General features: G+C 61.8%; 21 protein-coding genes. 16 read left to right on the forward strand and 5 right to left on the reverse strand.

The window, feature by feature from the left end:
- Window positions 1-34: 34 nt before the first annotated feature.
- Entirely contained in the window at window positions 35-985 is a 951-nt protein-coding gene (locus ACFT1A_RS18955; RefSeq protein ID WP_378448220.1) for a metal ABC transporter solute-binding protein, Zn/Mn family, read from the reverse strand.
- 139 nt (window positions 986-1,124) lie between these two features.
- On the opposite strand from ACFT1A_RS18955, the gene ACFT1A_RS18960 reads away from it, so the two are divergent.
- Window positions 1,125-2,213, forward strand: a complete 1,089-nt coding sequence (locus ACFT1A_RS18960; RefSeq protein ID WP_214879757.1) for a LacI family DNA-binding transcriptional regulator — start codon at window positions 1,125-1,127, stop codon at window positions 2,211-2,213.
- Window positions 2,214-2,230: 17 nt separating this feature from the next.
- Here ACFT1A_RS18960 and otsB read toward each other — a convergent pair whose 3' ends face one another.
- Window positions 2,231-4,771, reverse strand: a complete 2,541-nt coding sequence (gene otsB, locus ACFT1A_RS18965; RefSeq protein WP_378448221.1) for a trehalose-phosphatase — start codon at window positions 4,769-4,771, stop codon at window positions 2,231-2,233.
- Window positions 4,772-4,858: 87 nt separating this feature from the next.
- Window positions 4,859-5,497 carry a cholesterol catabolism transcriptional regulator KstR gene (gene kstR, locus ACFT1A_RS18970; RefSeq protein ID WP_003945752.1) on the reverse strand — a complete coding sequence of 213 codons (639 nt, stop codon included), beginning with the start codon at window positions 5,495-5,497 and terminating at the stop codon, window positions 4,859-4,861.
- A gap of 94 nt (window positions 5,498-5,591) precedes the next feature.
- Between kstR and ACFT1A_RS18975 the strand changes: the two genes are divergently transcribed.
- The 6 genes from ACFT1A_RS18975 (at window position 5,592) to ACFT1A_RS19000 (ending at window position 12,629) form a co-directional block, all read left to right on the forward strand.
- Window positions 5,592-7,754, forward strand: a complete 2,163-nt coding sequence (locus ACFT1A_RS18975) for an acyl-CoA dehydrogenase (RefSeq protein ID WP_378448222.1) — start codon at window positions 5,592-5,594, stop codon at window positions 7,752-7,754.
- A gap of 83 nt (window positions 7,755-7,837) precedes the next feature.
- Window positions 7,838-8,878 (forward strand): acyl-CoA dehydrogenase family protein, encoded by a 1,041-nt coding sequence (locus ACFT1A_RS18980; protein ID WP_378448223.1) that lies wholly within the window; start codon window positions 7,838-7,840, stop codon window positions 8,876-8,878.
- Entirely contained in the window at window positions 8,863-10,014 is a 1,152-nt protein-coding gene (locus tag ACFT1A_RS18985; RefSeq protein WP_378448224.1) for an acyl-CoA dehydrogenase family protein, read from the forward strand. Before ACFT1A_RS18980 ends, ACFT1A_RS18985 begins: the two co-directional genes overlap by 16 nt.
- A 10-nt stretch (window positions 10,015-10,024) precedes the next feature.
- Entirely contained in the window at window positions 10,025-11,005 is a 981-nt protein-coding gene (locus tag ACFT1A_RS18990) for a bifunctional MaoC family dehydratase N-terminal/OB-fold nucleic acid binding domain-containing protein (RefSeq protein WP_378448225.1), read from the forward strand.
- A gap of 2 nt (window positions 11,006-11,007) precedes the next feature.
- On the forward strand, window positions 11,008-11,463 hold the full coding sequence (locus ACFT1A_RS18995; RefSeq protein ID WP_378448226.1) for a MaoC family dehydratase: 456 nt from the start codon (window positions 11,008-11,010) through the stop codon (window positions 11,461-11,463).
- Window positions 11,460-12,629, forward strand: a complete 1,170-nt coding sequence (locus ACFT1A_RS19000; protein WP_317551625.1) for a lipid-transfer protein — start codon at window positions 11,460-11,462, stop codon at window positions 12,627-12,629. Before ACFT1A_RS18995 ends, ACFT1A_RS19000 begins: the two co-directional genes overlap by 4 nt.
- 122 nt (window positions 12,630-12,751) lie before the next feature.
- On the opposite strand, the gene ACFT1A_RS19005 is transcribed toward ACFT1A_RS19000, so the two are convergent.
- Window positions 12,752-14,068: a DUF222 domain-containing protein gene (locus ACFT1A_RS19005; protein WP_378448227.1), complete on the reverse strand. Its 1,317-nt coding sequence runs from the start codon at window positions 14,066-14,068 to the stop codon at window positions 12,752-12,754.
- An 85-nt stretch (window positions 14,069-14,153) separates the two neighbouring features.
- On the opposite strand from ACFT1A_RS19005, the gene ACFT1A_RS19010 reads away from it, so the two are divergent.
- The 6 genes from ACFT1A_RS19010 to ACFT1A_RS19035 all read left to right on the forward strand — a co-directional run bounded on the left by ACFT1A_RS19010 (window position 14,154) and on the right by ACFT1A_RS19035 (window position 20,012).
- Window positions 14,154-14,705 (forward strand): GNAT family N-acetyltransferase, encoded by a 552-nt coding sequence (locus ACFT1A_RS19010; RefSeq protein WP_378448228.1) that lies wholly within the window; start codon window positions 14,154-14,156, stop codon window positions 14,703-14,705.
- 31 nt (window positions 14,706-14,736) lie between these two features.
- Window positions 14,737-15,738, forward strand: a complete 1,002-nt coding sequence (locus ACFT1A_RS19015; RefSeq protein ID WP_378448229.1) for a helix-turn-helix domain-containing protein — start codon at window positions 14,737-14,739, stop codon at window positions 15,736-15,738.
- 134 nt (window positions 15,739-15,872) lie between these two features.
- Window positions 15,873-16,283: a VOC family protein gene (locus ACFT1A_RS19020; protein WP_047269632.1), complete on the forward strand. Its 411-nt coding sequence runs from the start codon at window positions 15,873-15,875 to the stop codon at window positions 16,281-16,283.
- A gap of 126 nt (window positions 16,284-16,409) precedes the next feature.
- A complete protein-coding gene (locus ACFT1A_RS19025) occupies window positions 16,410-17,603 on the forward strand; it encodes a serine hydrolase domain-containing protein (RefSeq protein ID WP_378448230.1) in 1,194 nt (397 codons plus the stop codon).
- 103 nt (window positions 17,604-17,706) lie between these two features.
- Window positions 17,707-18,555, forward strand: coding sequence for a mycofactocin-coupled SDR family oxidoreductase (locus tag ACFT1A_RS19030; protein WP_378448231.1), 849 nt, complete (start codon window positions 17,707-17,709; stop codon window positions 18,553-18,555).
- The gene (locus tag ACFT1A_RS19035; protein ID WP_378448232.1) at window positions 18,552-20,012 is read left to right on the forward strand and encodes an MFS transporter; all 1,461 of its coding nucleotides are present in this window, start codon (window positions 18,552-18,554) and stop codon (window positions 20,010-20,012) included. Before ACFT1A_RS19030 ends, ACFT1A_RS19035 begins: the two co-directional genes overlap by 4 nt.
- Before the next feature lie 30 nt (window positions 20,013-20,042).
- On the opposite strand, the gene ACFT1A_RS19040 is transcribed toward ACFT1A_RS19035, so the two are convergent.
- On the reverse strand, window positions 20,043-21,518 hold the full coding sequence (locus ACFT1A_RS19040; protein ID WP_378448233.1) for a glycoside hydrolase family 71 protein: 1,476 nt from the start codon (window positions 21,516-21,518) through the stop codon (window positions 20,043-20,045).
- Between the two features lie 525 nt (window positions 21,519-22,043).
- Here ACFT1A_RS19040 and ACFT1A_RS19045 point away from each other — a divergent pair.
- Genes ACFT1A_RS19045 through ACFT1A_RS19055 form a run of 3 tightly spaced genes read left to right on the forward strand, consistent with a single transcriptional unit; the run spans window position 22,044 to window position 24,439 of the window.
- Window positions 22,044-23,000 carry an ATP-binding cassette domain-containing protein gene (locus ACFT1A_RS19045; RefSeq protein ID WP_230814761.1) on the forward strand — a complete coding sequence of 319 codons (957 nt, stop codon included), beginning with the start codon at window positions 22,044-22,046 and terminating at the stop codon, window positions 22,998-23,000.
- Window positions 22,997-23,797, forward strand: a complete 801-nt coding sequence (locus ACFT1A_RS19050; RefSeq protein ID WP_003945537.1) for an ABC transporter permease — start codon at window positions 22,997-22,999, stop codon at window positions 23,795-23,797. Before ACFT1A_RS19045 ends, ACFT1A_RS19050 begins: the two co-directional genes overlap by 4 nt.
- Window positions 23,798-23,827: 30 nt before the next feature.
- On the forward strand, window positions 23,828-24,439 hold the full coding sequence (locus tag ACFT1A_RS19055; protein WP_378448234.1) for a TetR/AcrR family transcriptional regulator: 612 nt from the start codon (window positions 23,828-23,830) through the stop codon (window positions 24,437-24,439).
- Window positions 24,440-24,444 lie beyond the last annotated feature (5 nt).

The following is a 24,444-nucleotide window of genomic DNA, read 5'->3' on the forward strand; positions in this document are numbered from 1 at the left end:
CGATCGGTTCTTCTCGGAAATGGTGGGGCAAAAATTACTGGGCAGAGAGGGCGTTTGCGAGCGACTCCGCGGTCTGCGTCTGCCACTGAATGTAGTCCAGGCCCTCGGGGAGAGTCTCCGTAACCTCGACGACGGGCACTCCGGCGGTTTCGGCGGTGGTGCGCATGTCCTGGGTCACTTTGTCCTGCGTCTGGATGTTGTAGACCAATGCGCGGGCCTGCTTGTCCGAGAGGAGCTGGCGGGTTGCGGCGATTGCGGCCGGTGACGGATCGTTGCCGTCTTCGATGGCGCTGGTGAACTCTTCGGGAGTTGCGTCCTTCAGTTCAGCTGCGACCAGGAGGTAGTGCGCGATCGGCTCGGTCTGAGCCACCGGTGTGCCCGCGTGGGCAGCGGCGATGGAGTCGGTGATGGCCGTGACGCCGGCGAGCTTCTGGCTGTATGCCTTCGCGTTGTCCTCGTAGGTTGCCGCGTTGTCCGGATCGAGTGCGCTCAGTTGATCGGCAACCGAATGTGCGACGGCGTCGACGGTCGGGATGTCGAACCAGACGTGTTCGTTGACTGCGCCGTGGGTGTGACCGTCATGCGATTCGCCCGCGGTTTCGCCGGCATGGATGCCGCCGTCGAGCAGGTTGTAGGCGTTGACCGACTTCTGCTCACCCTTGCCTGCATCGAGGACGTCGGTGATGAACTGGTCGTAACCGCCGCCGTTGTAGACGACAAGCGATGCGTCGGTGATCTTGGCGGCATCGGCGGGAGTCGCCTCGAACGAGTGTGGGTCCGCGGACGGCTCGTTGATGATCGACGTCACGGTCAGCTTGTCGCCTGCGACGGCCTGCGCGACGTCGCCCCACACGTTCGTCGATGCGACGACGGTGATGCCTTCGTCTTTCGAAGAGGTGGAGCTGCACGCGGTGAGCGCGAATGCTGCGGCGACCGAGACGGCCGCGAGGGCGGTGGCGGTGCGGAATTTCGACGACGAACGCACGTGCTTTTCTCCTGAACAAAGGCTGGGCTAAATGCTATTGGAAACCGTTACCGTTACACATTAGCGCATAGTCGCTGGTAGTTCACCTTCGGTTCAGCCCCAACGCGCCGTCTGCGGGCACTACGGCTAACGTCCGTTTATGCCCCGGTCCCGTCAGCCACGCCGTCAAGCCACTTTGGCGTCGCTTGCCGCCGAGCTCAATGTGTCGAGAACTACAGTCTCGAACGCGTACAACCGACCCGATCAGCTCTCCGTCGAGCTGCGGGATCGAGTGCTCCAAGCGGCCAAGCGACGCGGATACCCCGGACCTGATCCGGTCGCCCGCTCCTTGCGAACTCGCAAAGCCGGCGCCGTCGGTCTTCTGCTCACCGAAGCACTCAGTTATTCGTTCCGTGACCCGGCCGCCATGAGCTTTCTGGCCGGTCTCTCGGAATCATGTGAGGACGCCGGCCAGGGCTTGCTGCTCATCCCGGCCGGGCCCGGGCGCGACGAGGTGGATGCTGCGGCTGTGGTCCAACAAGCGGGTGTCGACGGCTTTGTCGTCTACTCGGTGGCCGACGACGACCCGTATCTTGCCGCCGTGCTCGAGCGTCACATTCCGATCGTGGTGTGCGACCAGCCGCGCGAGATTCCCGGTGCGTCTCTCGTGGGCATCGACGACCGCGCTGCCATGCGCAAGGTCGCCGACTACCTCATCGGTCTCGGCCACCGTGACATCGGCGTGCTCTGCATGAGGCTGGGGCGCGACCGGATGGACGGCGTCGTCAGCCAGGAACGACTCAAGTCCCCCCACTTCCACGTCCAGCGTGAGCGCATCGAAGGAGTCCGCGACGCAATGGTGGCGGCTGACATGGACCCACTCTCACTCACGGTGATCGAGCGGTACGTCCACACTTCGCAGTCCGGCCACTCGGCGGCGGCGGAAGCTCTCGCGACCAACCCCGAGATCACCGCACTGGTCTGCACCACCGACGTGCTGGCCCTCGGCGCCTTGGACTGGGCGCGCTGGCAGGGCATCGATGTACCTGGCCAACTGTCGATCACCGGATTCGACGGCGTCGACGAGGCGCTGCGCGAATCACTGACAACGGTGCGCCAGCCACAGGAAGAGAAGGGCCGGCGTGCCGGTGCGCTCCTGATGTCGCCGTCGGGATCCGGCGTTCCGATAGTCGAGATGCTCGACACCGAGCTACTGGCCGGGCGAACATCAGGTCGGATCAGGGTGTAGCTGTCACGGGGTAGTTGTCACGCCAGGAGTTGGGCGCAGCGCAACAATCCCAGATGGCTGTATGCCTGGGGGTGGTTGCCCAGCGAGCGTTCCGCGATGGGGTCGTACTCCTCCGCGAGCAGTCCGGTGGGACCCGCTGCCGCGACCAACTGGTCGAACAGTGCCTCTGCTTGCAGGCGTTGACCGATCAGTAGGTAGGCCTCGACGAGCCAGGCTGCACAGAGATGGAATCCACCTTCGATGCCGGGCAGGCCGTCGTCGTGGTGGTAGCGGTATACCGTTGAGCCGCTGCGTAGTTCAGCCTCTGTGGCTACGACGGTTGCGGCGAAGCGTGGATCCGTGGGATCGATCAGTCCCGACAGTCCGATGTGCAGAGTAGCGGCGTCGAGATCGGTACCGTCGTAGGCAGCTGTGTACGACTGGACGTCGTCCTTCCATCCCTTGTGGCGTACTTCGTCGGCGATCTGGTCACGTAGTTCCACCCACTCGGGCAGAGCCTCACGAGAAAAGCGGGCGGCAAGATCGACAGCGCGGTCGACGGTGACCCAACCCATCACCTTGGAATAGACGTGGTGGCGCGGGTTGTCGCGAATTTCCCAGATACCGTGGTCGGGTTCGAACCAGCGTCGCTGCACTGCTTCGACCATGGCGCACACCAGTTCCCAGTCGCGGTCACTCAAAGGGTCAGCAGCACCGGCCTTTTCGCGTGCATTGGCCAGTTCGACGATCAGCTCGACGATCGGGCCGAACACGTCCAGTTGAACCTGCTGATTCGCGGCGTTTCCGACGCGGACCGGCCGGGAACCGGCGTACCCGGGCAGTGAGTCGATGACGGCCTCGGGCGGTAGCGAAGTCCCGTACAGCGTGTAGAGGGGGTGCAGGCGCTCGGGTCCCGGCAGCGTTTCGAGCACGCGGTGGACCCAGTCGAGGTAGTTCTCGGCTTCGTCGGTGGATCCGACGCTCACGAGAGCTGTTGCGGTGAGGGCGGCGTCGCGCAACCAGCAATAGCGGTAGTCCCAGTTGCGGACTCCGCCGATCTCTTCCGGCAGGGATGTCGTAGCGGCGGCCATGATGGAACCGGAATCGGCGTGAACCAGCCCGCGCAAGGTCAGCGCAGAGCGTTTCATCAAGTCCGGCTTCAGCTTCGGCAGTTCGAGCGTCTTGGCCCAATCGGACCAGTATGCCTCCGAAGTTGCTCGGCGTTCGATCTCCGGAATCTCCGAGGGGCCGATTTCTTCTGTTCCGCAGCGCAATTCGAGGACGACGTCACCCTTGGACGGCTCGACGATGGCGTGCGCGGTCTGCTGGTTTCCGTCGGTGGCGATGTTCCACAGCACGCCGGGGGAGCGGAGCACGTACGGCTCGTTGGTGCCGAGGACCCGAATGCCCTCGTCGACGACCTCGAGGGTGACCTGGCCTTGGCCGAACTCGGGACGGGGTGCGAACGAGACGATCGCGTCGGCCTGGCCGGAAATGATGCGGGTCAGGTCGGTTCGTCCCTGCGGGACGTCGTGGGGGAGGTAGTCGGTGACGGACAGGCTCGCCCAGCGGGTCTGAACGGTCATCGTGCTGTCGATGTACTTCTGGCTCAGCGGCAAGGCTGTTCGGCGAGGCCCGACTGAGAAGTGGCCCGCCCCGGTTCCGCCGAGAAGGTGCGCGAAGACTGCTGCGGAATCCGGTTCCGGGTGACACAACCAGGTCAGCGTCGCATCCGGGGTCACCAAAGCGACGGTGCGCGGACTGGCGAGCATCGAGAGCCGCTCGATGGGCGGAGCGTCGGCACCGGAAAGCCACGTACGACGCTCGTCGAGCAGGAACGCCAGAGCGGCAGCGACGTCCTCGGTGCTGTCGACGCGATAGTCGGCGACGGTGTCCCCACTGCCGACCTTGATTCCGATGTCCGGCCCCTGAAGCCTGCTGAACGCCTTTTCGTCGGTCACGTCGTCCCCGATGAAGACGGCAGCGGTAGCGCCGTCCTGATGGCGAATCAAGTCGAGTGCGTGGCCCTTGTCGGTGGCGATGACGGCCAACTCGACCACCGATTTGCCCTCGGTGACCTGAACACCCGGCCAGAGCGCCGATTCGGTCCGAACGGCGATGAGCGCCTTCTCGGCGTCATCGGCGCTGGTGTTGCGTACGTGCAAGGCGACGCTGGCGGGCTTCTTCTCCACCGTTGCCCCAGGGGTGTCGGCGGCGATCCGGCCCAACTCGGTGACGATCTCGTCGAGCAGTTTCCTGGCGTCGGCGTCGATCGCGTGAACGAATCCGATGTCGAACTCGGAGCCGTGGCTTCCGACCAACTGCACTTCGGCGGGAAGTCGGGACAGCGCAGCCAGATCCTTGAGGGCGCGACCGGAGATCACGGCAGCCGTCGTCGAAGCCAGGCTGGCGAGGGAGCGGAGCGCACGCACCGTTTCCGCACGGGGATACGCCTTGTCCGGGTTGGCGACGATGGGTGCCATCGTCCCGTCGTAGTCGGAGGCTACGAGCAGACGCGGGGTGCGTGCCACGCCCGACAGCGCTCGGCGGAGTTCGATGGACAGATCTTGTGCGCTCACCTCTTCAAATCTAGGTGATGCAGCGACTCCTGGCTCGATACGTTTCCGGCCGATCAGTGCAAAAATGACAGATGCGACAAAGGACGTCTATTCGGGTTTCCGAGTTCCGTCACCGAGCAGCAGTTCAACCGTCAATTCCAGTCGATTGGCGACATCGGTAGCCGAAGAACGTCGCGTGAGCCATGCCACCAAATTGGACAGCCACACATCCGAGATCACGCGCGCGATCGCCAGCTGCTCTTCGGTTGGCTCCTCTTCGGTCATCGCTCGTGCGAAGAGGCGGTCCATCAACTGGCCCACTTGATCGACCTCGGCCGCTGCGGAGGCGTCGGCGAACATGAACGCGCGAGTCATGGCTTCGGTCAGGAGTGGATCGCGCTGCATCGCGCGGGTGATGAGGCTGAGGATCAGCTGCATCCGCTCGAGCGGGCTGGTTCCGGGTGGGATCTTGCCCTTGGAATCGATCTTCTCGAATTCGCGTGCCAGAGCGGACACCAACAGGTGAACCTTGGACGGGAAGTAACGATAGAGCGTTCCGACCGCGACGTCGGCGCGCTCGGCCACGGCGCGCATCTGGACAGCCTCGTAGCCACCCTTGGACGCCAAGGCGAGGGTTGCGTCGAGAATCCGCTTGCGGCGTTCGCGTTGCGCGTTGGAGCTGAGATCGTCGTCCCCGAGCGTTGCAGAAGCAACCGCGTTGGAGCGGGATCGGGATGTTGTGGTCATCGACAAATTCCTTCGCGCCTTGACTCTTGGCCAGGTGTCATATTAGAACACGTTCTAAACAATTGTGTCACTTATCGAGAGGCGGGAACCAGTTGTGACAATCGCCACGACCGATGAACAGCGGGCGGTCCAGGAATCGATAGAGGCCTGGGCTCGCTCGGCCACGCCGATGGACATGGTACGCCGTGGACCAGCAGTTTCGTGGCGGGAGAAATGGTCCGAGTTCGCGTCTCTCGGGATATTTTCGGTCGCCGTTCCCGAAGCGGTAGGCGGAGCCGGAGCCGAAATCGTCGATCTCGCAGCAATGCTCGAACAGGCGGCAATCGAACTCGTGCCGGGTCCTGTTCTCACGACTGCACTCGCAGCGCTGGTGGTGGGGCGTAGTTCGTCGCCCGCTGCCAAGCGTTGGTCCGAAACGCTCGCCGACGGTGCGCTGCCGTGCGCCGTCGTATTGGACGAAAGTCCAGTTGCGGCAACGGCGAATGCGTCCGGCGGCATCGAGCTTCATGGCGAAGGAGGTTACGCCTGGGGTGGAGACTCGGGCGTATCGGTCCTCGTGTCGGCGGGCGTGGTGTCGGAAGGTGAAGGCTCGCGTGTCGTCTGGGCTCTCGTCGACGGAGACAGCGAAGGTGTGACCTACGAAGCGGTCGACACGATCGACAAGTCGCGACCACTGGCGCGAGTCTCCTTCGATCGAGTGACGGTCGACGCCGACCGAATCCTCGATGACATTGCGCCAGGATCGGTTTCCGACCTAGCGGCGGTACTTGGGGCTGCCGAAGCTGCCGGAATTGCGGCGTGGAGTCTGCGTACTGCGGTGGAGTACGCGAAGATTCGCGAACAATTCGGAAAACCCATCGGTTCGTTCCAGGCGATCAAACATATCTGTGCCGAAATGCTGTGCCGAGTGGAAAATGCCGGAGCTGTCGCCTGGGACGCCGCGGTCGCTGCCGAGTCGGGCGACGAACTTCCGATCGCCGCAGCAGTGGCGGCCGCGGTGTCGCTGGACGCCGCAGTCGACACGGCAAAAGACTGCATTCAAGTGCTCGGCGGTATCGGATTCACCTGGGAGCACGAGGCGCACTTCTACCTTCGTCGAGCGCTGTCGCTCCGGCAGATTCTGGGCGGATCGTCTCACTGGCGCGCACGCGTCGCTGAATTGACGATCGGCGGCGCACGGCGTCACCTTCAGATCGACTTGAGTGAGCTCGAATCCGACCGGTCCGACATTCGCGAAGAGGTAGCGCAATTGGTGGCGCTGCCCGAATCCGAACAGCGCAACGCTTTGGCCGAATCGGGCTACCTCGCACCGCACTGGCCGAAGCCGTACGGCCGGGGCGCCAAGGCCGCGCAACAGATTTTGATCGAGGAAGAGTTGGCGGCCGTCGGTATCGGCCGGCCCGATCTCGTGATCGGGTGGTGGGCAGTTCCCACCATCCTCGAGCACGGCAGTGCGGAGCAGATCGAAAGATTCGCGACTCCGACGCTCAAGGGCGAGATCACCTGGTGCCAGCTCTTCAGCGAACCTGGCGCAGGTTCGGATCTTGCCGCGCTGCGTACGACCGCGGAAAAGGTCGACGGCGGTTGGAAGCTGAATGGTCAGAAAGTCTGGACTTCGCTTGCACGTGAAGCTGACTGGGCTATCTGCCTCGCCAGAACCGATCGCGATGTTCCCAAGCACAAGGGCATCACGTACTTCCTACTCGACATGAAGACGGCTGGGATTCGGATCTCGCCGCTGCGTGAGATCACCGGAGACGCCCTGTTCAACGAAGTCTTCCTCGACGACGTCTTCGTGCCGGACGAGTGCGTCGTCGGCCAACTCGGTGGAGGCTGGAAGCTGGCCCGCACGACCCTCGCCAACGAGCGAGTCGCGATGAGCGGTGGCTCTTCGCTCGGCGGTGCGATGGAGGAATTGCTCGAGTTGGCAGGCGATCCCGATCCTGTGGTTGCAGACAAGCTCGGTGGGCTGATCGGAACCGCCATGGTGGGCTCGTTGCTGGAATTGCGTACGACACTGCGGCAATTGGATGGTCAGGATCCGGGCCCGGCGTCGAGCGTCCGCAAGCTGGTGGGCGTGCGCCAGCGTCAGAATGTCGCAGAGTTCGCCATGGAATTGGGTGGCCCGGCCGGATGGGTGGAGGGTCCGCTCTCGCGTGAGTTCCTCAACACGCGATGCCTGTCGATTGCCGGCGGAACCACGCAGATTCTGTTGACCGTCGCCGCGGAGAGAATTCTGGGCCTGCCCCGTGATTAGACGGCGTGAGTAGAGGCCTTTAGAAATGTCCACGTTGGTGATACAACTAGAACACGTTCTACATCAGAGACAGGATTGCCAGCGTGGACTTCACTCCCGATGAAACCCAGGAAGCGGTCGCCGAGGTGGCTACCGCGCTCCTTGCCCGCGAACTGGAGCCGGACGCGCTCTGGGCGGCATTCGCCGAAGCCGACCTGCTCACGTTGGCACTGCCCGAGCGTCTGGGCGGCGAGGGCCTCTCGGTCACCGACGTCGGCTCTCTTCTCGTCGAGGTCGGCCGGGCCGCCGCTCCCATTCCGGCTCTCGCGACCCTCGGCTTCGGCGTACTCCCCATCGTTGCTCTAGGGACCGACGCGCAGCAGGACGAGTTGCTCACCGGAGTCGGCGCCGGACGGGTCTTCACCGCGGCACTCGGTGAGCCGGGGCAGCAGTTCCCGGCGCAGCCGTCGACTACCGCGCAGCAGTCAGGCGACTGGTATCGCGTCAGCGGGACAGTCCTTGCCGTGCCCTTCGCGGCGAGCGCACACAGAATTCTCGTGCCCACCGACGCCGGAGTCGTTCTTGTCGATCCAACTGCCGCCGGCGTCGCACTGACACCGACTCCCACTTCGTCCGGCAGTCCGGAGTTCGCAGTCACCATGGACGAGGCAGTCGGTGAACTTCTCGGAGCGGGTCAGGAAGCCGTCCAGACGCTGTACCGGATCGCCACGGCGAGTATCGGAGCCGTCGCCGACGGTTTGGTATCCGGCGCCGTCGATCTCACTGCGACACACGTCGGCTCGCGTGAGCAATTCGGCAAGCCGCTCGCCACCTTCCAGGCAGTTTCACAACAGATAGCCGACGCCTACGTCACCTCCCGGACCCTTCACGTCGCGGCGTTGTCGGCGTCCTGGCGCGTGTCGGAGGGCCTGGATGCCCAGTCGGACCTCGACGTCATGGCGTACTGGATCGCCCAGGAAGTTCCTGCCACGATGCAGGTGCTTCACCACTTGCACGGCGGTCTGGGCGTCGACGTCACCTATCCGCTTCATCGTTACTACTCGACGGCAAAAGACTTGGCGCGCCTGCTCGGCGGCGCTTCGCAGCGACTCGACCTCGTGGGGGCCCGGTGTTCATCGATCTGACCGACAGTCAGCGCGCATTGCAAGCTGAACTTCGACGCTACTTCTCGACGCTGATTTCGCCCGAAGAGGCCAAGATCATGCGCGTGGAGCGGCATGGCCCTACCTATCGCGAGGTCATCCGTCGTATGGGCAAGGACGGCTGGCTCGGCGTCGGCTGGCCGGTGGAGTACGGCGGACGTGGGTTCGGAGAAGTCGAGCAGCAGATTTTTGTCAACGAGGCTGTGCGGGCGGATGTCCCACTGCCTTCGGTCACTCTGCAGACCGTCGGTCCGACTTTGCAGAAGTACGGTAGCGAGGAGCAGAAGCAGAAATTCCTGCCTGCGATCCTCGCCGGTGAAGTGCACTTCGCGATCGGCTACACCGAACCGGAAGCCGGCACCGACCTTGCAGCACTGCGTACCTCAGCGGCACTCAATGGTGACGAGTACGTCGTCAACGGCCAGAAGATCTTCACCACCGGCGGGCACGACGCCGATTACGTGTGGCTCGCCGTGCGGACAGGTTCTGCCGATTCACGGCACCGCGGCATCTCCATCCTCATCATGGACACCAAAGATCCCGGTTACACCTGGACCCCGATCATCACCTGCGACGGCGCGCATCACGTCAACGCCACCTACTACGAGGACGTTCGCGTTCCGGCGAACATGCTTGTGGGTGAAGAGAATCAGGGCTGGCGTTTGATCACGACGCAGCTCAATCACGAACGCGTCATGCTCGGCCCGGCAGGTCGTGTCGCAGGGATTTACGACCACGTCTTCGACTGGGCCAAGCGTGAAAACCTCCTTGATCACGTTGACGTACGGCGCGCGCTCGGCGAAATTCATGCGACGTACCGGCTCAACGAACTGCTCAACTGGCAAGTGGCGTCGAGTGATTCGGATTCGGTGGATATCGCTGACGCTTCGGCAACCAAAGTGTTTGCGACCGAGCGCATCCAGCGGGTCGGTCGACTGGCGGAAGAGATCGTCGGGCGGTACGGAAATCCGATCGATCCCGAAACTGCTGATCTCATGGAGTGGCTGGACATGCAGATCAAGCGCAACCTGGTGATCACCTTCGGCGGTGGAGTCAACGAGGTGATGCGCGAATTGATTGCGACTGCCGGCCTGAAGCTTCCCCGCGTTCCGAGATAGGAAACAAACCGTGTCAGATCCCATTCTCACTGCTGCCGAACGGGTTCGGGAGGACGGGCCAAGCGCTCCTCGCGCCGGCCGGGACCCCGTGAACCTGCCGATGATCCGCAACTGGGTCGAGGCGATCGGAGACGAGAACCCGATCTACGTCGACGAATCGGCTGCCCGCGCCGCCGGACACGACGGCATAGTCGCGCCGCCGGCGATGGCGCAGGTATGGACGATGCGCGGCCTGGGTGCGGTTCGAGAAGCTGACGATCCGTTGGGCCGGATGACGGATATACTCGACGAGGCCGGATTCACGTCCGTCGTCGCGACCAACTGCGATCAGATCTACCACCGCTATCTGAAGCCGGGTGAAGAAGTCACCATCTCGTCGGTGTTGGAAGATGTTGTGGGGCCGAAGAAGACAGGTCTCGGTGAAGGGTGGTTCTTCACTACCCGCAGCTACTGGCGGGTCGGTGAAGAACTGGTCTCGGAGATGATGTTCCGGATCTTGAAGTTCGCGCCGCCAGTCAGCGAGAGCCCCTCCACCGACGTGCCTGCGGACCTGGACGCATCTCGGATGCTGCGTCCGACAGCATCTCTCGACACGCAGTTCTTCTGGGACGGTGTTGCCGCACACGAGTTGCGTATCCAACTGCGTGCGGACGGTTCGGTGCAGCACCCGCCGGTGCCCGCGATCTGGAAGGACAAGTCGCAGCAGACCGACTACGTGGTCGCGTCCGGTCGAGGAACGGTCTTCAGCTTTGTCGTTCACCACGCCCCCAAGGTTCCTGGTCGGTCGTTGCCGTTTGTCGTGGCCCTGGTCGAACTGCCGGAGGGTGTGCGGATGCTCGGCGAATTGCGCGGTGTCGATCCCTCGAACGTATCGATCGGAATGGAGGTGGAGGCGATCTACCTCGACTTCCCCGGTGACGACGAGACAGGCGGCACGCCCTGGACTCTGTACGCCTGGCAGCCGGTTTCTGTGTCTGCGGTGAAGGAGTGATGATGACTTCGACGACGGACATCACTGTGGGAGAGATTCTTCCGCAGCTCTCGATTTACGGCGACCCGACTTTTGTCGTCTCGGCGGCGCTCGCTACCCGAGACTTTCAAGATGTTCACCACGACCGCGACCTCGCACAGAAACGCGGCTCGAAAGACATCTTCGTCAACATCCTCACCGACACCGGCCTGGTGCAGCGATTCGTGACCGATTGGGCAGGACCACGGGCCGTACTCACGTCGATCAAACTCCGCCTCGGGGTCCCCTGGTACGCCTACGACACCTTGACGCTCTCCGGAACGGTGACCTCCTACGACGAGGATCTCGTATCGCTCGCAGTGGTCGGCAAGAACAGTCTCGGAGATCACATCACCGCGCAGGTCACACTGGCCTTTCCGGCGTCGGGCTCGAACGGAGACATTGAAAACGGAGACATTGAAAACGGAGACATTGAATGAGCGCATTGTCCGGCAAGGCCGCGATCGTCGGAATCGGCGCCACGGATTTCTCGAAGGACTCCGGTCGCAGTGAACTGCGACTGGCCGCCGAGGCTGTCCAAGCCGCGTTGGACGACGCCGGTCTGACACCCGCCGACGTCGACGGTCTTACCTCGTTCACCATGGACACCAACACCGAAGTGGCAGTGGCTCGTTCGGTGGGTATCCCGAACCTCAAGTTCTTCAGCCGAATCCACTACGGGGGCGGTGCCGCTGCGGCGACGATTCAGCAGGCAGCCATGGCTGTTGCCACTGGCGTCGCGGACGTCGTCGTCGCCTACCGTGCGTTCAACGAGCGGTCGGGTGCGCGTTTCGGTCAGGTGAACTCCGGTCTTGTGGCGCAGGTCAATTCGTCGGGCACAGACAACGCCTTTTCCTATCCTCACGGATTGGGCACGCCCGCATCGTTTGTTGCGATGGTCGCGCAGCGATACATGCACGTCTACGGAGCGTCCAGCGAGGACTTCGGCCGAATCGCCGTCGCGGACCGTAAGCATGCGGCCACCAATCCGAAGGCATTCTTCTACGGAAAACCGATCACCCTCGAGGACCATCAGAATTCGCGATTCATCGCCGAACCATTGCATCTCCTCGACTGCTGCCAGGAGTCCGACGGCGGCATCGCCATCGTCGTCACCTCGGCAGAACGAGCCAAGGATCTGAAGAACACCCCTGCCGTTATCGCAGCCGCCGCACAGGGCAGCGGGGCAGATCAATACATCATGACCAGCTACTACCGTGACGGTTTGACCGGCCTACCGGAGATGGGCCTTGTCGGCGATCAACTCTGGTCACAAAGTGGGCTGCGCCCGTCGGACATGCAGACGGCGGTCTTCTACGACCACTTCACGCCCTACGTATTGATGCAGCTCGAGGAACTCGGTTTCTGTGGCAGGGGAGAGGCAAAGGACTTCATCGCCGGTGGCGCAATCGAACTCGGCGGCAAGCTTCCGATCAACACCCATGGCGGACAGCTCGGTGAGGCATACATTCACGGGATGAACGGTATCGCCGAGGGAGTTCGGCAGATCCGCGGTACTTCGGTCAACCAGGTCGACTCCGTCGAAAATGTACTTGTGACTGCGGGAACGGGCGTTCCGACATCGGGGCTTGTGCTGACTCGCTGATTGATCACGCTGATTGATTCGTGGGCACGGCTTCATCAAGCGTCACGGCCTGCTGGCACCGCATCGGGGGGATCCCTTCGATGCGGTGCTGGGCTGTGTTCTGTTGTGCCTGAGGTTCGTCGTCAGGTTTTGAAGGTGGTGTTCGCCGGCCTGGGGTGCTGCCCGGGGTCGATCGATGGCGGCGGGATGAACCACGGTTTGTTGTCGACGCCGATTCGGATTTCCCATTTTCCGACGAACCCCGTTTTCCGGTGCATCAGTCGGTGGTGTGAACGGCACAGTAGGACAAGGTTGTTCATCACCGTCGGACCACCGTTCGCCCAGTGCCGGATATGGTGCGCGTCCGTCCAGGCCGGTACGCATGTGCAGCCGGGGAAGGCGCAGCCTTTGTCGCGGGCAATGAGGGCGACGCGCTGTTCGGCGTTGACCAATCGTTTTCCGGGTTTCGCATCGAGCGGCGCGCCGTGATCGTCGAGTAGGACGGTCGACAGGAAGCAGTCGCACCCGAGAAGCCTGGTCTGCGACACCGACAGCGGCCCGAGCCACGGCATGTGCCCGACATCAAGATCTGACAGGTCCAGATCGGGCGAGCCTTCGTCGTCCACATCAGAAGGTGCCGCGGCGCAGTCCCGATGCTCGGCAAGATCGCGAGCATTGATGTGCACGTTCACGTGCGGTCGTTGGCCGCCGTCGGTTCCGGTCTCGGCGTAATCCAGATACCGGCGGATCAGTTCGGTGAACCCGTCCGCGGTCCGCTTTGCTGCGGACCGGGCATCAGGGGTTCCATCGGGCGCCGGGGTCGGCATCGTCAAATTCGACAGGGCCGACAGCAACATTTCGCCGGTGAGGGCGTCGAAATCGCCGCGCACCACCACCCGACCGTTCAAGGTCGAGGCGATCCGCAGTTCGTTCCGGTCGACGTCTTCGGCGGGCGGAATCTCATCGGATTCGAAAACGCGCTCCAAGGTCGCGATGACGTGCCGCACCTTCGTCGTCGTCGCCTCCACCCCCGACGCAGCCGCAAGCAAGAGGTCGATGCAGCGAGGGAGCGCTTCCTCCGGCATCCCCTTCGGCGGTGATTCGCAGAACGTCACGATCAAGACGGCGTGCTCGAACGAGCAATCCCCATCATCGAAGCCTGCCGCCACGGCCGGGAACGGGCGCAACGCGGCGCCCAGGGCGGCGATCTTCTTCCCGTCCCGAACCTGCAGCATGGTGTTCGCTGCCAACCACGCACCCACGCCGCGGCTGGCAATCACCTGATCGTCGGGACGCATCGACAGTTCGTCCACTACCGCCACCCGCACGGCTTCCAGCCGCAGAATCTCCGCACTCGCCGACACAGCAACAGCGCGCAACTCCGCGGCAGACAACCGCCACAGGCGTCCGCGTAACCCCACCGCCGAGCCAGACACCACGTCCGACAACAAGACACTCATAGAATCCCCCCGATCCCCTCCTCAAATTGTACTCGAACACACGTTCGAGTCAAGGAATATTTCGAACCCAATCTAGGATCGCTGGATGTTCACGTTGACTACGGAACGCCTTGTTCTGCGAGATTTCACGCCCGAGGATGAAGAGGCCGTCCATCAGTACGCGTCCGACCCTGCCGTCTGTAGACATGTTGATTGGGGTCCGAACACTCCCGCGATGACCAGGGCGTTCCTTACCGATGCGGCGCTCGAAGCTGCGCTCGTCGAACGTCGCTCGTTCACCCTGGCGATCACGTCGAAGGCTGACGGAGCAGTGATCGGGTCGGTAGCTGCTTGGGAAGTATCCGCCGCGCACCGTCGGGCCGAACTCGGTTTTGTCGTGAACCCGAAGTTTCAGGGGCAGGGTTATGCGTCCGAGGCAGCGCGCGCGGTTCTGGAACTCGCCTGTTCCCGCCTTGGAGCGCAGCGAGTGCAGGCAACGTGTCGTCCGGAGAACTCGGCGTCGGCGTCGGTGCTCGCCAAAACCGGCATGGTGGAGGAGGGACTGATGCGGGCGCACATGGTGATCCGGGGGACCGTGGTCGATTCGCTGCTTTTTGCCGCCGTACGAGCAGAGATCACGCCACCTGACTTTGCGTGACCTTCCCCGGCCCTGGTGCGATACTCGAACCATGTTCGAGGACGCCTTGCTCATCGATGTGGCCGGTCGGCCCACCATGCAGCATCATCAGGCCTTTTCTCAGGACTGGGACCGCATCAAGGAGTGGTCCGACAACATCTACATGCCCTATACGGTGACGCCGATCGGAAGTCGGTTGAAGCCGGCTTCGGACATGTACTCGGCGGCAGTCGGCAAGATCGACGTCACCAGATTCTGTTACGGGATTCCGGTCTCCGTCGGTGAATGTTCGCCTGAAGCCGGAAACATTCTGGTCCTGACGACGATCAGGGGCAACGGTCGACATGCTCTCGGACGGGGCGCTGCGGCGAATACCGGAGTGGGGGAGACCTTTGTCGCAGACTGCAGCCGGACCGACTACTTCGTCGAATTCGACGAGGATCATCTGCAGCTGAATCTCACTGTGCCGCATCAGCTTGTCGCCGATCACGCCCAACAGTGGTACGGGGTGGTTCCCGATGACCGCCTGTGGCGGCACAAGTGCACGATCGGCGGGCGTGGCTCGAGTTGGCTGGCATTGATGGACTACGTCGTTCGCGCAATTGCAGAGTCACCCGACGCGATGTCGGGTGAAAGGTTGGGTGTCAGGGTTCAAGAACTCGTCACGGCTCAGCTTCTCGACGAGTGGGCGACGCAGGCCGGGTTGCAACTCGGCGTCGACGTCGCCTCCGCCGAACCGGCCTACGTGCGATCGGCGGAGGAGTACATCGACACTTTCGCGCGCTCGGTGCCGACGGCGTCCGAGATCGCGGCTGCAGTGGGCGTCAGCGTCCGAGCGCTCACTGCGGGATTTCGACGGTACCGAGACACCACGCCGGGTCAACGACTGCGCACTCGTCGACTGGAGGGAGTACGCAGCGAACTGTTGCGTTCCGATGGGAGAACCGTCTCCGAAATCGCCAACGCCTGGGGTTACGTCAATCTGGGGATGTTTGCGGCGGCATACCGGAAACGGTTCGGGGAGCTACCTTCCGAGACTCGGAACCGATTCTGAGGGCAGCTGTTTGAACGGTCATGACGATCGGTTTACGCACTCGATGAACTGCGATGATCCGTTGTTTCGTGTCGGAGCGTTCTGCAAGGATTGAAATCGAACGTGACAGCAATCCCACGAGCTAGGAGTACGTCATGGCAACTCGACTCAATCCGTACATCAGCTTCAACGGCAATGCCCGTGAGGCGTTGGAGTTCTACAAAGAAATCTTCGGTGGCACGCTGGCGCTGAGCACGTTCGGTGAATTCGGCAATCCCGGTGAAGGCGGCGACAAGATCATGCACGGAATGCTCGAAACCGATCAGGGATACACCCTGATGGGTGCCGACACTCCGCCCGGCATGCCGTACAACCCAGGTGACAACATCACGGTCAGCCTCAGCGGCGACGACGGTGACGTGCTGCGCGGGTACTGGGAGCAGTTGTCGGGAACGGGGACGGTGAGCGTTCCACTCGAGAAGCAGATGTGGGGCGACGAATTCGGCGCCTGTACAGACAAATTCGGCATTTCCTGGCTGGTGAATATCGGAGCGCCCCAGAGCTGACTCCAAGCTCTGCCCGGTTCTGCCGAAACGAGACAGTTTTCCTGCCGTTTCGAGGCAGAACCGGGTATGTGATCACCGTTACATTCTGTTCGACAAGACAAGTTGCGAGTCGGATGGAGAAATGCAGTGACGATCGAAGATATTGCGCGGAAACCTCTTTCGAAGCCCCGCCTCGACGACGTGCTGGCGCGAGCAACGCAAGGGGCTGACCGTGTCCCGGGTGTCGTCGCGATGATCACGGATCGAGAAGGCAACATCTACGAGGGTGCAGCCGGTGAGCGGACTCTCGGTCTCGGCGAACCGATGACCCTTGATACAACTTTTGCGCTCTTCTCCACGACCAAGGCGATCACCGGTACCGCTGTCCTGCAATGTGTGGAGGAGGGGTTGCTCGATCTCGATGCGCCCGCTGCGACCTATATCCCCGAAATTGGTGAGCTGAAGGTCCTGGACGGATTCGACGCCGGCGGCACCCCCGTTCTTCGGGAACCCAAGCGCAACATCACCACTCGCATGCTGCTACTTCACACTGCAGGGTTCGGTTACGACTTCTTCAACGAGTCGTACAACCGGCTCTCGCAGGAACATGGGCAGCCCAGCGTGATCACGTGTAGCAAAGCCGCGCTCACGACGCCGCTGCTCTTCGACCCGGGTGAGAAGTGGGAGTACGGCACCAACATCGACTGGGCCGGACAGGTCGTCGAGTCGATCCGAGGTCAGCGGCTCGGCGATGTCATGCGCGAGCGCATCTTCGAACCTCTCGAGATGGCGGATACGGCATTCACGATGAGCCCGTCGATGAAGAATCGACTTGCGCCGATCCATCAGCGCGAGAGCGTCGGAAGCCTCACTCCGCTCATAGGGTTCGAGCTTCCGGCTGAGCCCGAGGTGCACATGGGTGGTCACGGTTTGCACGGCACTGTCGGCGATTACATGAAGTTCATCCGTATGTGGCTGAACGACGGCGCGGGTACTGCGGGCCGCGTGTTGGCGCCGGAGACGGTCGCTGCAGCCGTACGGAACGGACTCGAAGGCCAGCACGTCGGGTTGTTGCCCGGAGTTCTTCCGACACTGTCCAACGATGCGGAATTCTTCCCCGGCGTACCAAAGGGATGGGCATACTCCTTCATGACAAATGAAGAGGTGGCGCCCACCGGCCGGCCGGCCGGATCACTGGCTTGGGCGGGTCTTGCAAACCTCTATTACTGGATCGACCGGCACACCGGCGTCGGCGGGTTCTGGGCAACGCAGATTCTGCCGTTCGCGGACGCTGGATCCATCAACGGATACCTGGAATTCGAGACCGCCGTCTACCAGTGATCGGCTAGATTCCCGCTGTCCGGGATCGACAGTTTCTTTCGGGCGGGTTCGGAGTACGCATGCAGTACAGCGCACGCTGGCATACGACGAACTAGGAGACGGCATGAACAGCCTCGAAGGCAGCTTCGAAGGAAAAGTTGCACTGATCACCGGTGCCGCACGCGGTCAGGGGCGCGCCCACGCTATCGCATTCGCGGAGCGTGGCGCGGACATCGTGATCTGCGATCGGTGCGAGAACAGTGATGTCGTCGCCTACCCCCTCGCAACCGAGGAGGACCTGAAGGAAACCGTCAGGTTGGTGGAGGCCACCGGTCGTCGGTGTATTGCAGTCAAGGCTGACACAGCTGATCGGGAGGCAATGGATGCGCTCGTTGCCCGCGCTGAAGCCGAGTTCGGCCGCGTCGACATCGCCGTCGCGAACGCCGGCGTGTCCGTGCCCGCTCCGATCACGTCGATGACGTCGGCCCAGTGGAACGAGGTCATCTCGTCGAACCTGACCGGTGTGTTCAATACCGTGGCAGCCGTGTCGGGCGGAATGGCGGAACGTGGTTACGGTCGCATCATCACGATCTCCTCGATGATGGGTCGATCCGGTGGCACCCAGATGGCGGCGTACGGCGCCTCCAAGTGGGGTGTCATCGGTTTGACGAAGAGTGTGTCACTCGAACTGGCCAACTCGGGTGTGACCGTGAATGCTATTGCACCGGGCAATATCTCGACGCCGATGATTCACAACGACATGATGTACGCAATGATGCGGCCGGACCTCGAATCGCCTACGGCAGACGACGTCGAACCTGTGTACGCAACCTTGCACGCGCAGCCGATCGGTTGGCTGGATCCCTTCGAGGTCACCCGAGTCGTCCTGTTCCTCGCCGCCGACGCGAGTGCCCACATGAGTGGCATCGTGGTTCCTGTCGACGCCGGAGTAGCCGCTCGCTCGAACGCTTGACGGACAAGACTGTTCGCGCGAACGCGCGGACCGGGTGGGTCGTCGGCGTCCTGAGTCTGAGCGGTGTGGTGGTCGCGCTGCAACAGACCTTGGTGGTGCCGGTCCTGCCCGAGTTCGCGACGGCATCGGGAGTATCGTCGTCCACCGCTTCCTGGCTGGTGACCTCGACGTTGCTGACCGGTGCCGTCGCGACCCCTCTCATCGGCCGACTTGCCGACATGTTCGGCAAGCGCGCGATGATGCTCGTCTGTCTTGCCGTGATGATCGTCGGCTGCACGGTTGCTGCGCTCAGCCAGAGTTTCTGGTTACTGATCCTCGGGCGCTCGTTGCAGGGGTTCGCGACGGCACTTCTGCCCGTCGGAATCAGCATCATGCGCGATGTCCTTCCTTCGGAAAAGCTCAGTGGTGCAGTAGCTCTCATGAGTGCGACGCTGGGGATCGGTGGCATGTTCGGTATGCCGATGGCGGGGGTGATCTCGGCGCACTGGGGACTACCCGCGCTTTTCTGGGTCACCGGTGGATTCGGGATCGTACTGATAGTCGTCTTGCCGCTGGTGGTGCCGGAATCGGCTGTGAAGAGTCGCGGGCGCTTCGACTTTCTGGGAGCCACAGTTCTCACACTTGCTATGACTGCACTGCTGCTGGCCGTTTCGAAGGGAACCGAATGGGGCTGGGGAAGCCTCCAGGTTCTCGTTCTGGTCGCGTCCGGAGTTGTCTTGCTCTGTGGATGGATTCCGTGGGAACTGCACACGCCGGCACCGTTGGTGGATCTGCGGACTTCCCTGCGCGCCCCGATTCTCGTCTCGAACGTCTGCGCGGTGTTACTCGGATTTGCCATGTTCATCAGCGCATTGGCGGCAACGCAGGAACTTCAGTTGCCTCTCGCGTCGGCGGACGGTCTCGGACTCTCAGCCGCCGAAGCCGGATTGGCGATGATGCCGGGCGGAGTTCTGATGATCGGATTGGCGCCGGTGTCGTCGAAGGTGACGAGGCGATGGGGAGCGAAGGCCACGTTGGCGTCAGGTGCGATCGTCATTGCAATCGGATACGTCTTGCGTGTGCTGTTGACGCCGACGTTGGTCAATATCGTGATCGGCGCTGCCGTGGTGTCCGCCGGTGTGGCATTTGCTCTTGCAGCCATGCCGACGCTGATCACTGAATCTGCACCCATCCATCAGACTGCGTCGGCCAACGGATTCAACAGCTTGCTCCGCTCGGTCGGTACCTCCACCGGAAGCGCTGTTGCGGCAGCGGTATTGGCCAGTTCGACGGTGGTGATCGGTGCGACCGCTGTACCGACCCTGCATTCGTTCGCGGTTTTGTACTGGATCGGAGCGGGTGTATCGGCATTGGCCGCAGCCGTGACGTTGGCAGTGAGGGTGGATCGGACGGGTGCGGTATCTGTGTCCGAGTTGCCTACTGCAGCAGAAACCGACGGTGCAACGAGGATCGGGTGAGCCGAGGTACTCACCCGATCCTCGTCACCGCTATCTCCTACTGGAATCGACCAGGTATTCGAGATTCTGGTTGTACGGTGTGGCCGTTACCGCAGCGTGTGAACTCACCCGGGACACCTCGGTCGAGCCTCGAACGACCGTGGCTTTGATAGCACCTACCTTCAACGGTGCGATGCAGCTGCTCATCCCGGCCGGAGCATTACAGGTGGTTGTTGTGCTTCCCACTGTCACTTTGACGACCGCAGGCGCGGTCAAGAAGGAAAGAACTTCGACGGTATCGCGAGCGGGAGATGACCATTGGCGCAGTGTCATAGGGGCGGCAGAACGGTTGGTGGGGACCGCGGAGACCGACTGATTGCGATAGATGAGATAGGCGGTGTCGCGAACTATCGCGGGTGAGGCGCCGGTGCGGAAGCTGTACAACCCGTAGGAACTCATGTCGAGCAACGCACGTCCATGACCGGCGCTGGGCGCGAACGACGTTCCCTCGCTGTAGTCGTTCCAGGTGACGAGCTGTACCCATTCGCTGTTGGACGCAATCGCGATCTGCCACATGTTCTGCAGATTCTGTGAATTCTGTGCCTCGTCGTAGATCGACTGACTCGGACGAACGTCTTGGAAGGCGACTGGCTGCATCCATATCTTCCCCAAGGAGTGAGCGGCAGCGGCAAGTCCCATCGGAGAGTTCGGATTCGAGGCCGAGAGCGGATTTCCTGCCGGGTTTCGATTACCCCAATTCGACATCCCGTAGCTGATCGCTGCAAAAGAATTCCGGTTGGCCGCAGCGTTGAGGAAAACCGGAACAAATGCGACATTTATGCCGTAAGAATTCTTCATGATAGTGATGAACTCAGACCACCAGCCCGCAGTTTTGTTTTCGGCAAGGAAGGGCGATATCACAAGTCGTCCATCATTCAATTTGAACGATGAAGCCATGGTCGAATACGGCTTCATCTCTGCTGCCATTTGAGCTGCGGTCATGTTTTTGAACGCGCCGTTCATATCAGGCATGAGCATGATCTTGAAATTCGGATCGACTGCTGCGGCCGCCTTGATCAGGGCGGTGGGCACGGTGGAACCCCACCAACTGGTGTCGGTCGCCTTGGCGATGATGTCGACGGAGAAACCGTCGATGCCCGCGGCGATCGCCGAACGAACTTCGTTTTCGAGGTCACGCTGGCGCCACTGAGTATCGGCGATGGGTGGCCGCGGAGTCGGCCGATCACGGAGAAAACCACCGTACCGGACGTGCTTGTTATTTTCGCCGTTGACCGAAAGATATTGTGTCGCATAGTAATCACCGGACGGATTCGCATTGTCGATCGATACCGGATACGGCGGGAAGTAGTGGGCGAAAACCAACTTCCCGTTGAGTGCTGACTTCGGCGGTATGTCGAAGGGCAGCGCTGCAGATTCAGGATTCGCAGAGAACGAGACCGGCGTGTACGTCGGCGCGGAGCGCGGTTGTGTGTTGTACGCGGCGATCAGCGCGGCCACGGCAATCACGGCTAGTGTGAAGCAGATCGTCTCGAAGGAATATTTCGCCGTTTTTCGGATCCATGGAGTTCGGATGCATCGAGTTCGGACGCTCATGACGTAGTCAGCCTTTCTCGATCCCCCGAAGTGTGAGTCTTCCCCGCGTGCACTGAATCGGTGATTCAATTCTTTTCGGCCTCTGCTTGATTCATTTCGAGATTCGACACCAGATAACAAACTGCAATCGGGCCGAGTGTCACTTGCGATACGAGTGTAACGCTGCCTTGTCTGTCATGAATACCCGAAAGTGCTTTTTGTTCAAGAATTTCGAGTTTTCTTTCCGGTATATATCCGTCGAAAGGTCGGTGAAATTAATCGGCTGTATTGGACAGGACGGGGACCTGCGGCCTGTTCCGTACCTCGTGGCCGAAAGGCACCGGCGAAACCGGGGAGGTGATGGCAGCTCGTCAACTGACAAAATTTCCTGGAATGTGTCGGCCCTCTAGGTCACACTGGGGAACGGACTACCGACGGATTACCGATGCGGGAGGGCTCATGACCGAAGCGATTGTGGCCGAGGGGCTGGTCAAGAAGTACGGCGACGTCACGGCATTGGACGGCATCGACCTGGAAGTGCGCGAGGGTTCGGTGATGGCTCTGCTGGGTCCCAACGGTGCCGGAAAAACCACTGCGGTAAGGATTTTCACGACGCTGCTCATTCCGGACGGTGGTCGCGCCGAGGTTGCCGGGCTGGACGTGGTCAAGGATGCGCGGGCGTTGCGATCCAAGATCGGAGCTTCGGGTCAGTACGCCGCGGTCGACGAGTACCTGACGGGTTACGAGAATCTGGACATGGTCGGGAGGCTGTATCACCTCGGTGCACGAAGCAGTAAGGCCAGAGCCCGGGAATTGCTCGAGCAGTTCGATCTGGTGGAGGCCGGCGATCGGCCGGTCAAGGGCTACTCCGGTGGAATGCGACGCCGTCTCGATCTCGCCGGCGCATTGGTTGCTCGCCCGCAGGTGTTGTTTCTCGACGAGCCGACCACCGGCCTCGATCCTCGGGCGCGACTCGGTCTCTGGGATGTCATCGAAGGGTTGGTGGCGCAGGGAACCACGCTGCTGCTCACGACGCAATACATGGAAGAAGCCGAGAGATTGGCCGACCAGATCGCCGTCATCGACCGCGGTTCGGTCATCGCACGCGGTACTGCAGATCAGTTGAAGGCGCGGGTCGGGGGTGAACGCATCGAATTGAGTGTGCACGAGGTCGAACATCTCGACATCGTCCGAGAGGAATTGCGCTCGCTTGCCGTCGGGGACATTCAGGTTCAAGAGAATGTCCGTCGTGTCACCGTTCCTGTCGACGACGGCACCGATGCGTTGGTCGCAGCGCTGAATCTTCTGTCGGCACGCGGAATCCGGGTGTTCGACGTCGGTCTGCGCAGACCTACTCTCGACGATGTCTTCCTCACACTGACCGGGCACCAGGCTGAACTGGAGGATCAGAAATGACCGTGCAGATGGCGCTCGAAGACGGTTTGACCATCGCCAGGCGAAACTTGATCAAGATCAAGCGTGTTCCGGATCTGCTGGTGTTCACCACTTTGTCTCCGATCATGTTCGTGCTCTTGTTCGCATACGTGTTCGGCAGTGCGATCTCGGTCCCGGGCACGTCGTATCGAGAATTCCTGATCGCCGGAATCTTCACGCAAACAGTGATTTTCGGTGCTACGTGGACTGGTCTGGGGATGGTCGAAGACATTCAGAAAGGAATCATCGACAGATTTCGATCGCTCCCTATGGCTCCGTCCGCCGTGCTGACCGGCCGAACATCAAGTGACGTGTTGATCAACGTCATCAGTTTGGTGGTCATGTCGTTGACCGGTCTTCTGGTGGGGTGGCGCATCCATTCCAGCTTCCTCGAAGCGGTGGCGGGTTATGCGCTACTTCTGTTCTTCGCGTACGCGTTGTCGTGGGTCATGGCTGTTGTCGGGCTTTGGATCCGGACGCCGGAGGTATTCAACAACGCGAGCTTCATCGTCATCTTTCCGCTGTCGTTCATCGCGAACACTTTTGTCGAGACCACCAATCTTCCCGGGCCGCTCAAAGTGATCGCCGAATGGAATCCGGTGTCGGCGGTGACTCAGGCGGTGCGTGAATTGTTCGGCAATACCAACCCTGCGATGACAGTTCCGGATGCGTGGCCACTGCAGAACCCGGTCATCGCGTCGTTGTTGTGGACTTTCGGTTTGCTGATCGTCTTCGTACCGTTCGCTATTCGTCGCTATCAGAAGGCAGTCAGCCGCTGACCTGGTGGTTCCGGCCGGTAGGGTAGGTATGTGCCGGAGTCTGAACGCATCGACAAACGCAGCCTGAGATACGCCGGGCGACGTGAGGAGTTGCTCGACGCGCTGACCCGGTACGTCATCGACAACGGTGTCGGGGAACTGACGGTGAGGCAGCTCGCCAGGGCCGTGGGTGTGTCGCATGCGTCGTTGCTCAACCATTTCGAGAGCAAGGAGAATCTGCTCTCCGAGGTAATCGAGAACATGCGTAGCGAGTCCATTCCGATTGCGGTCCCGATGGAAGCGGGGATCGATCCGGCGACAGTGCTGACCGCGTGGTGGGCCGAACGTACGACACCGGAGGTCCTGCCCCGATTCCGAGTGATGGTCGAGATCTACGCCCTCGCGCTCGGCGATCGCGAACGCTACGGACGGTTTTTGGACCGTTTCGTGGGCGATTGGATCGAAGCTCTGGAAACCGGACTACGGCAAGCGGGCTGTCCCGAGGAGGATGTTTCGTCGGTCGCTACCTTGTTGCTTTCGCAAATGCGGGGTTTGTCGATGGATCTTCTGGCCACGGGGGACCGGGCTCGCGTCGATCGCGCGTTCGGGCTTTTTGTCGACGGCTTTGCCGCCCACGCTCGGAACTGGTCTGTGCCTTCATGATTCGA

Source organism: Rhodococcus sp. NPDC057135, assembly GCF_042670865.1.
Taxonomy (GTDB): Bacteria; Actinomycetota; Actinomycetes; order Mycobacteriales; family Mycobacteriaceae; genus Rhodococcus_F.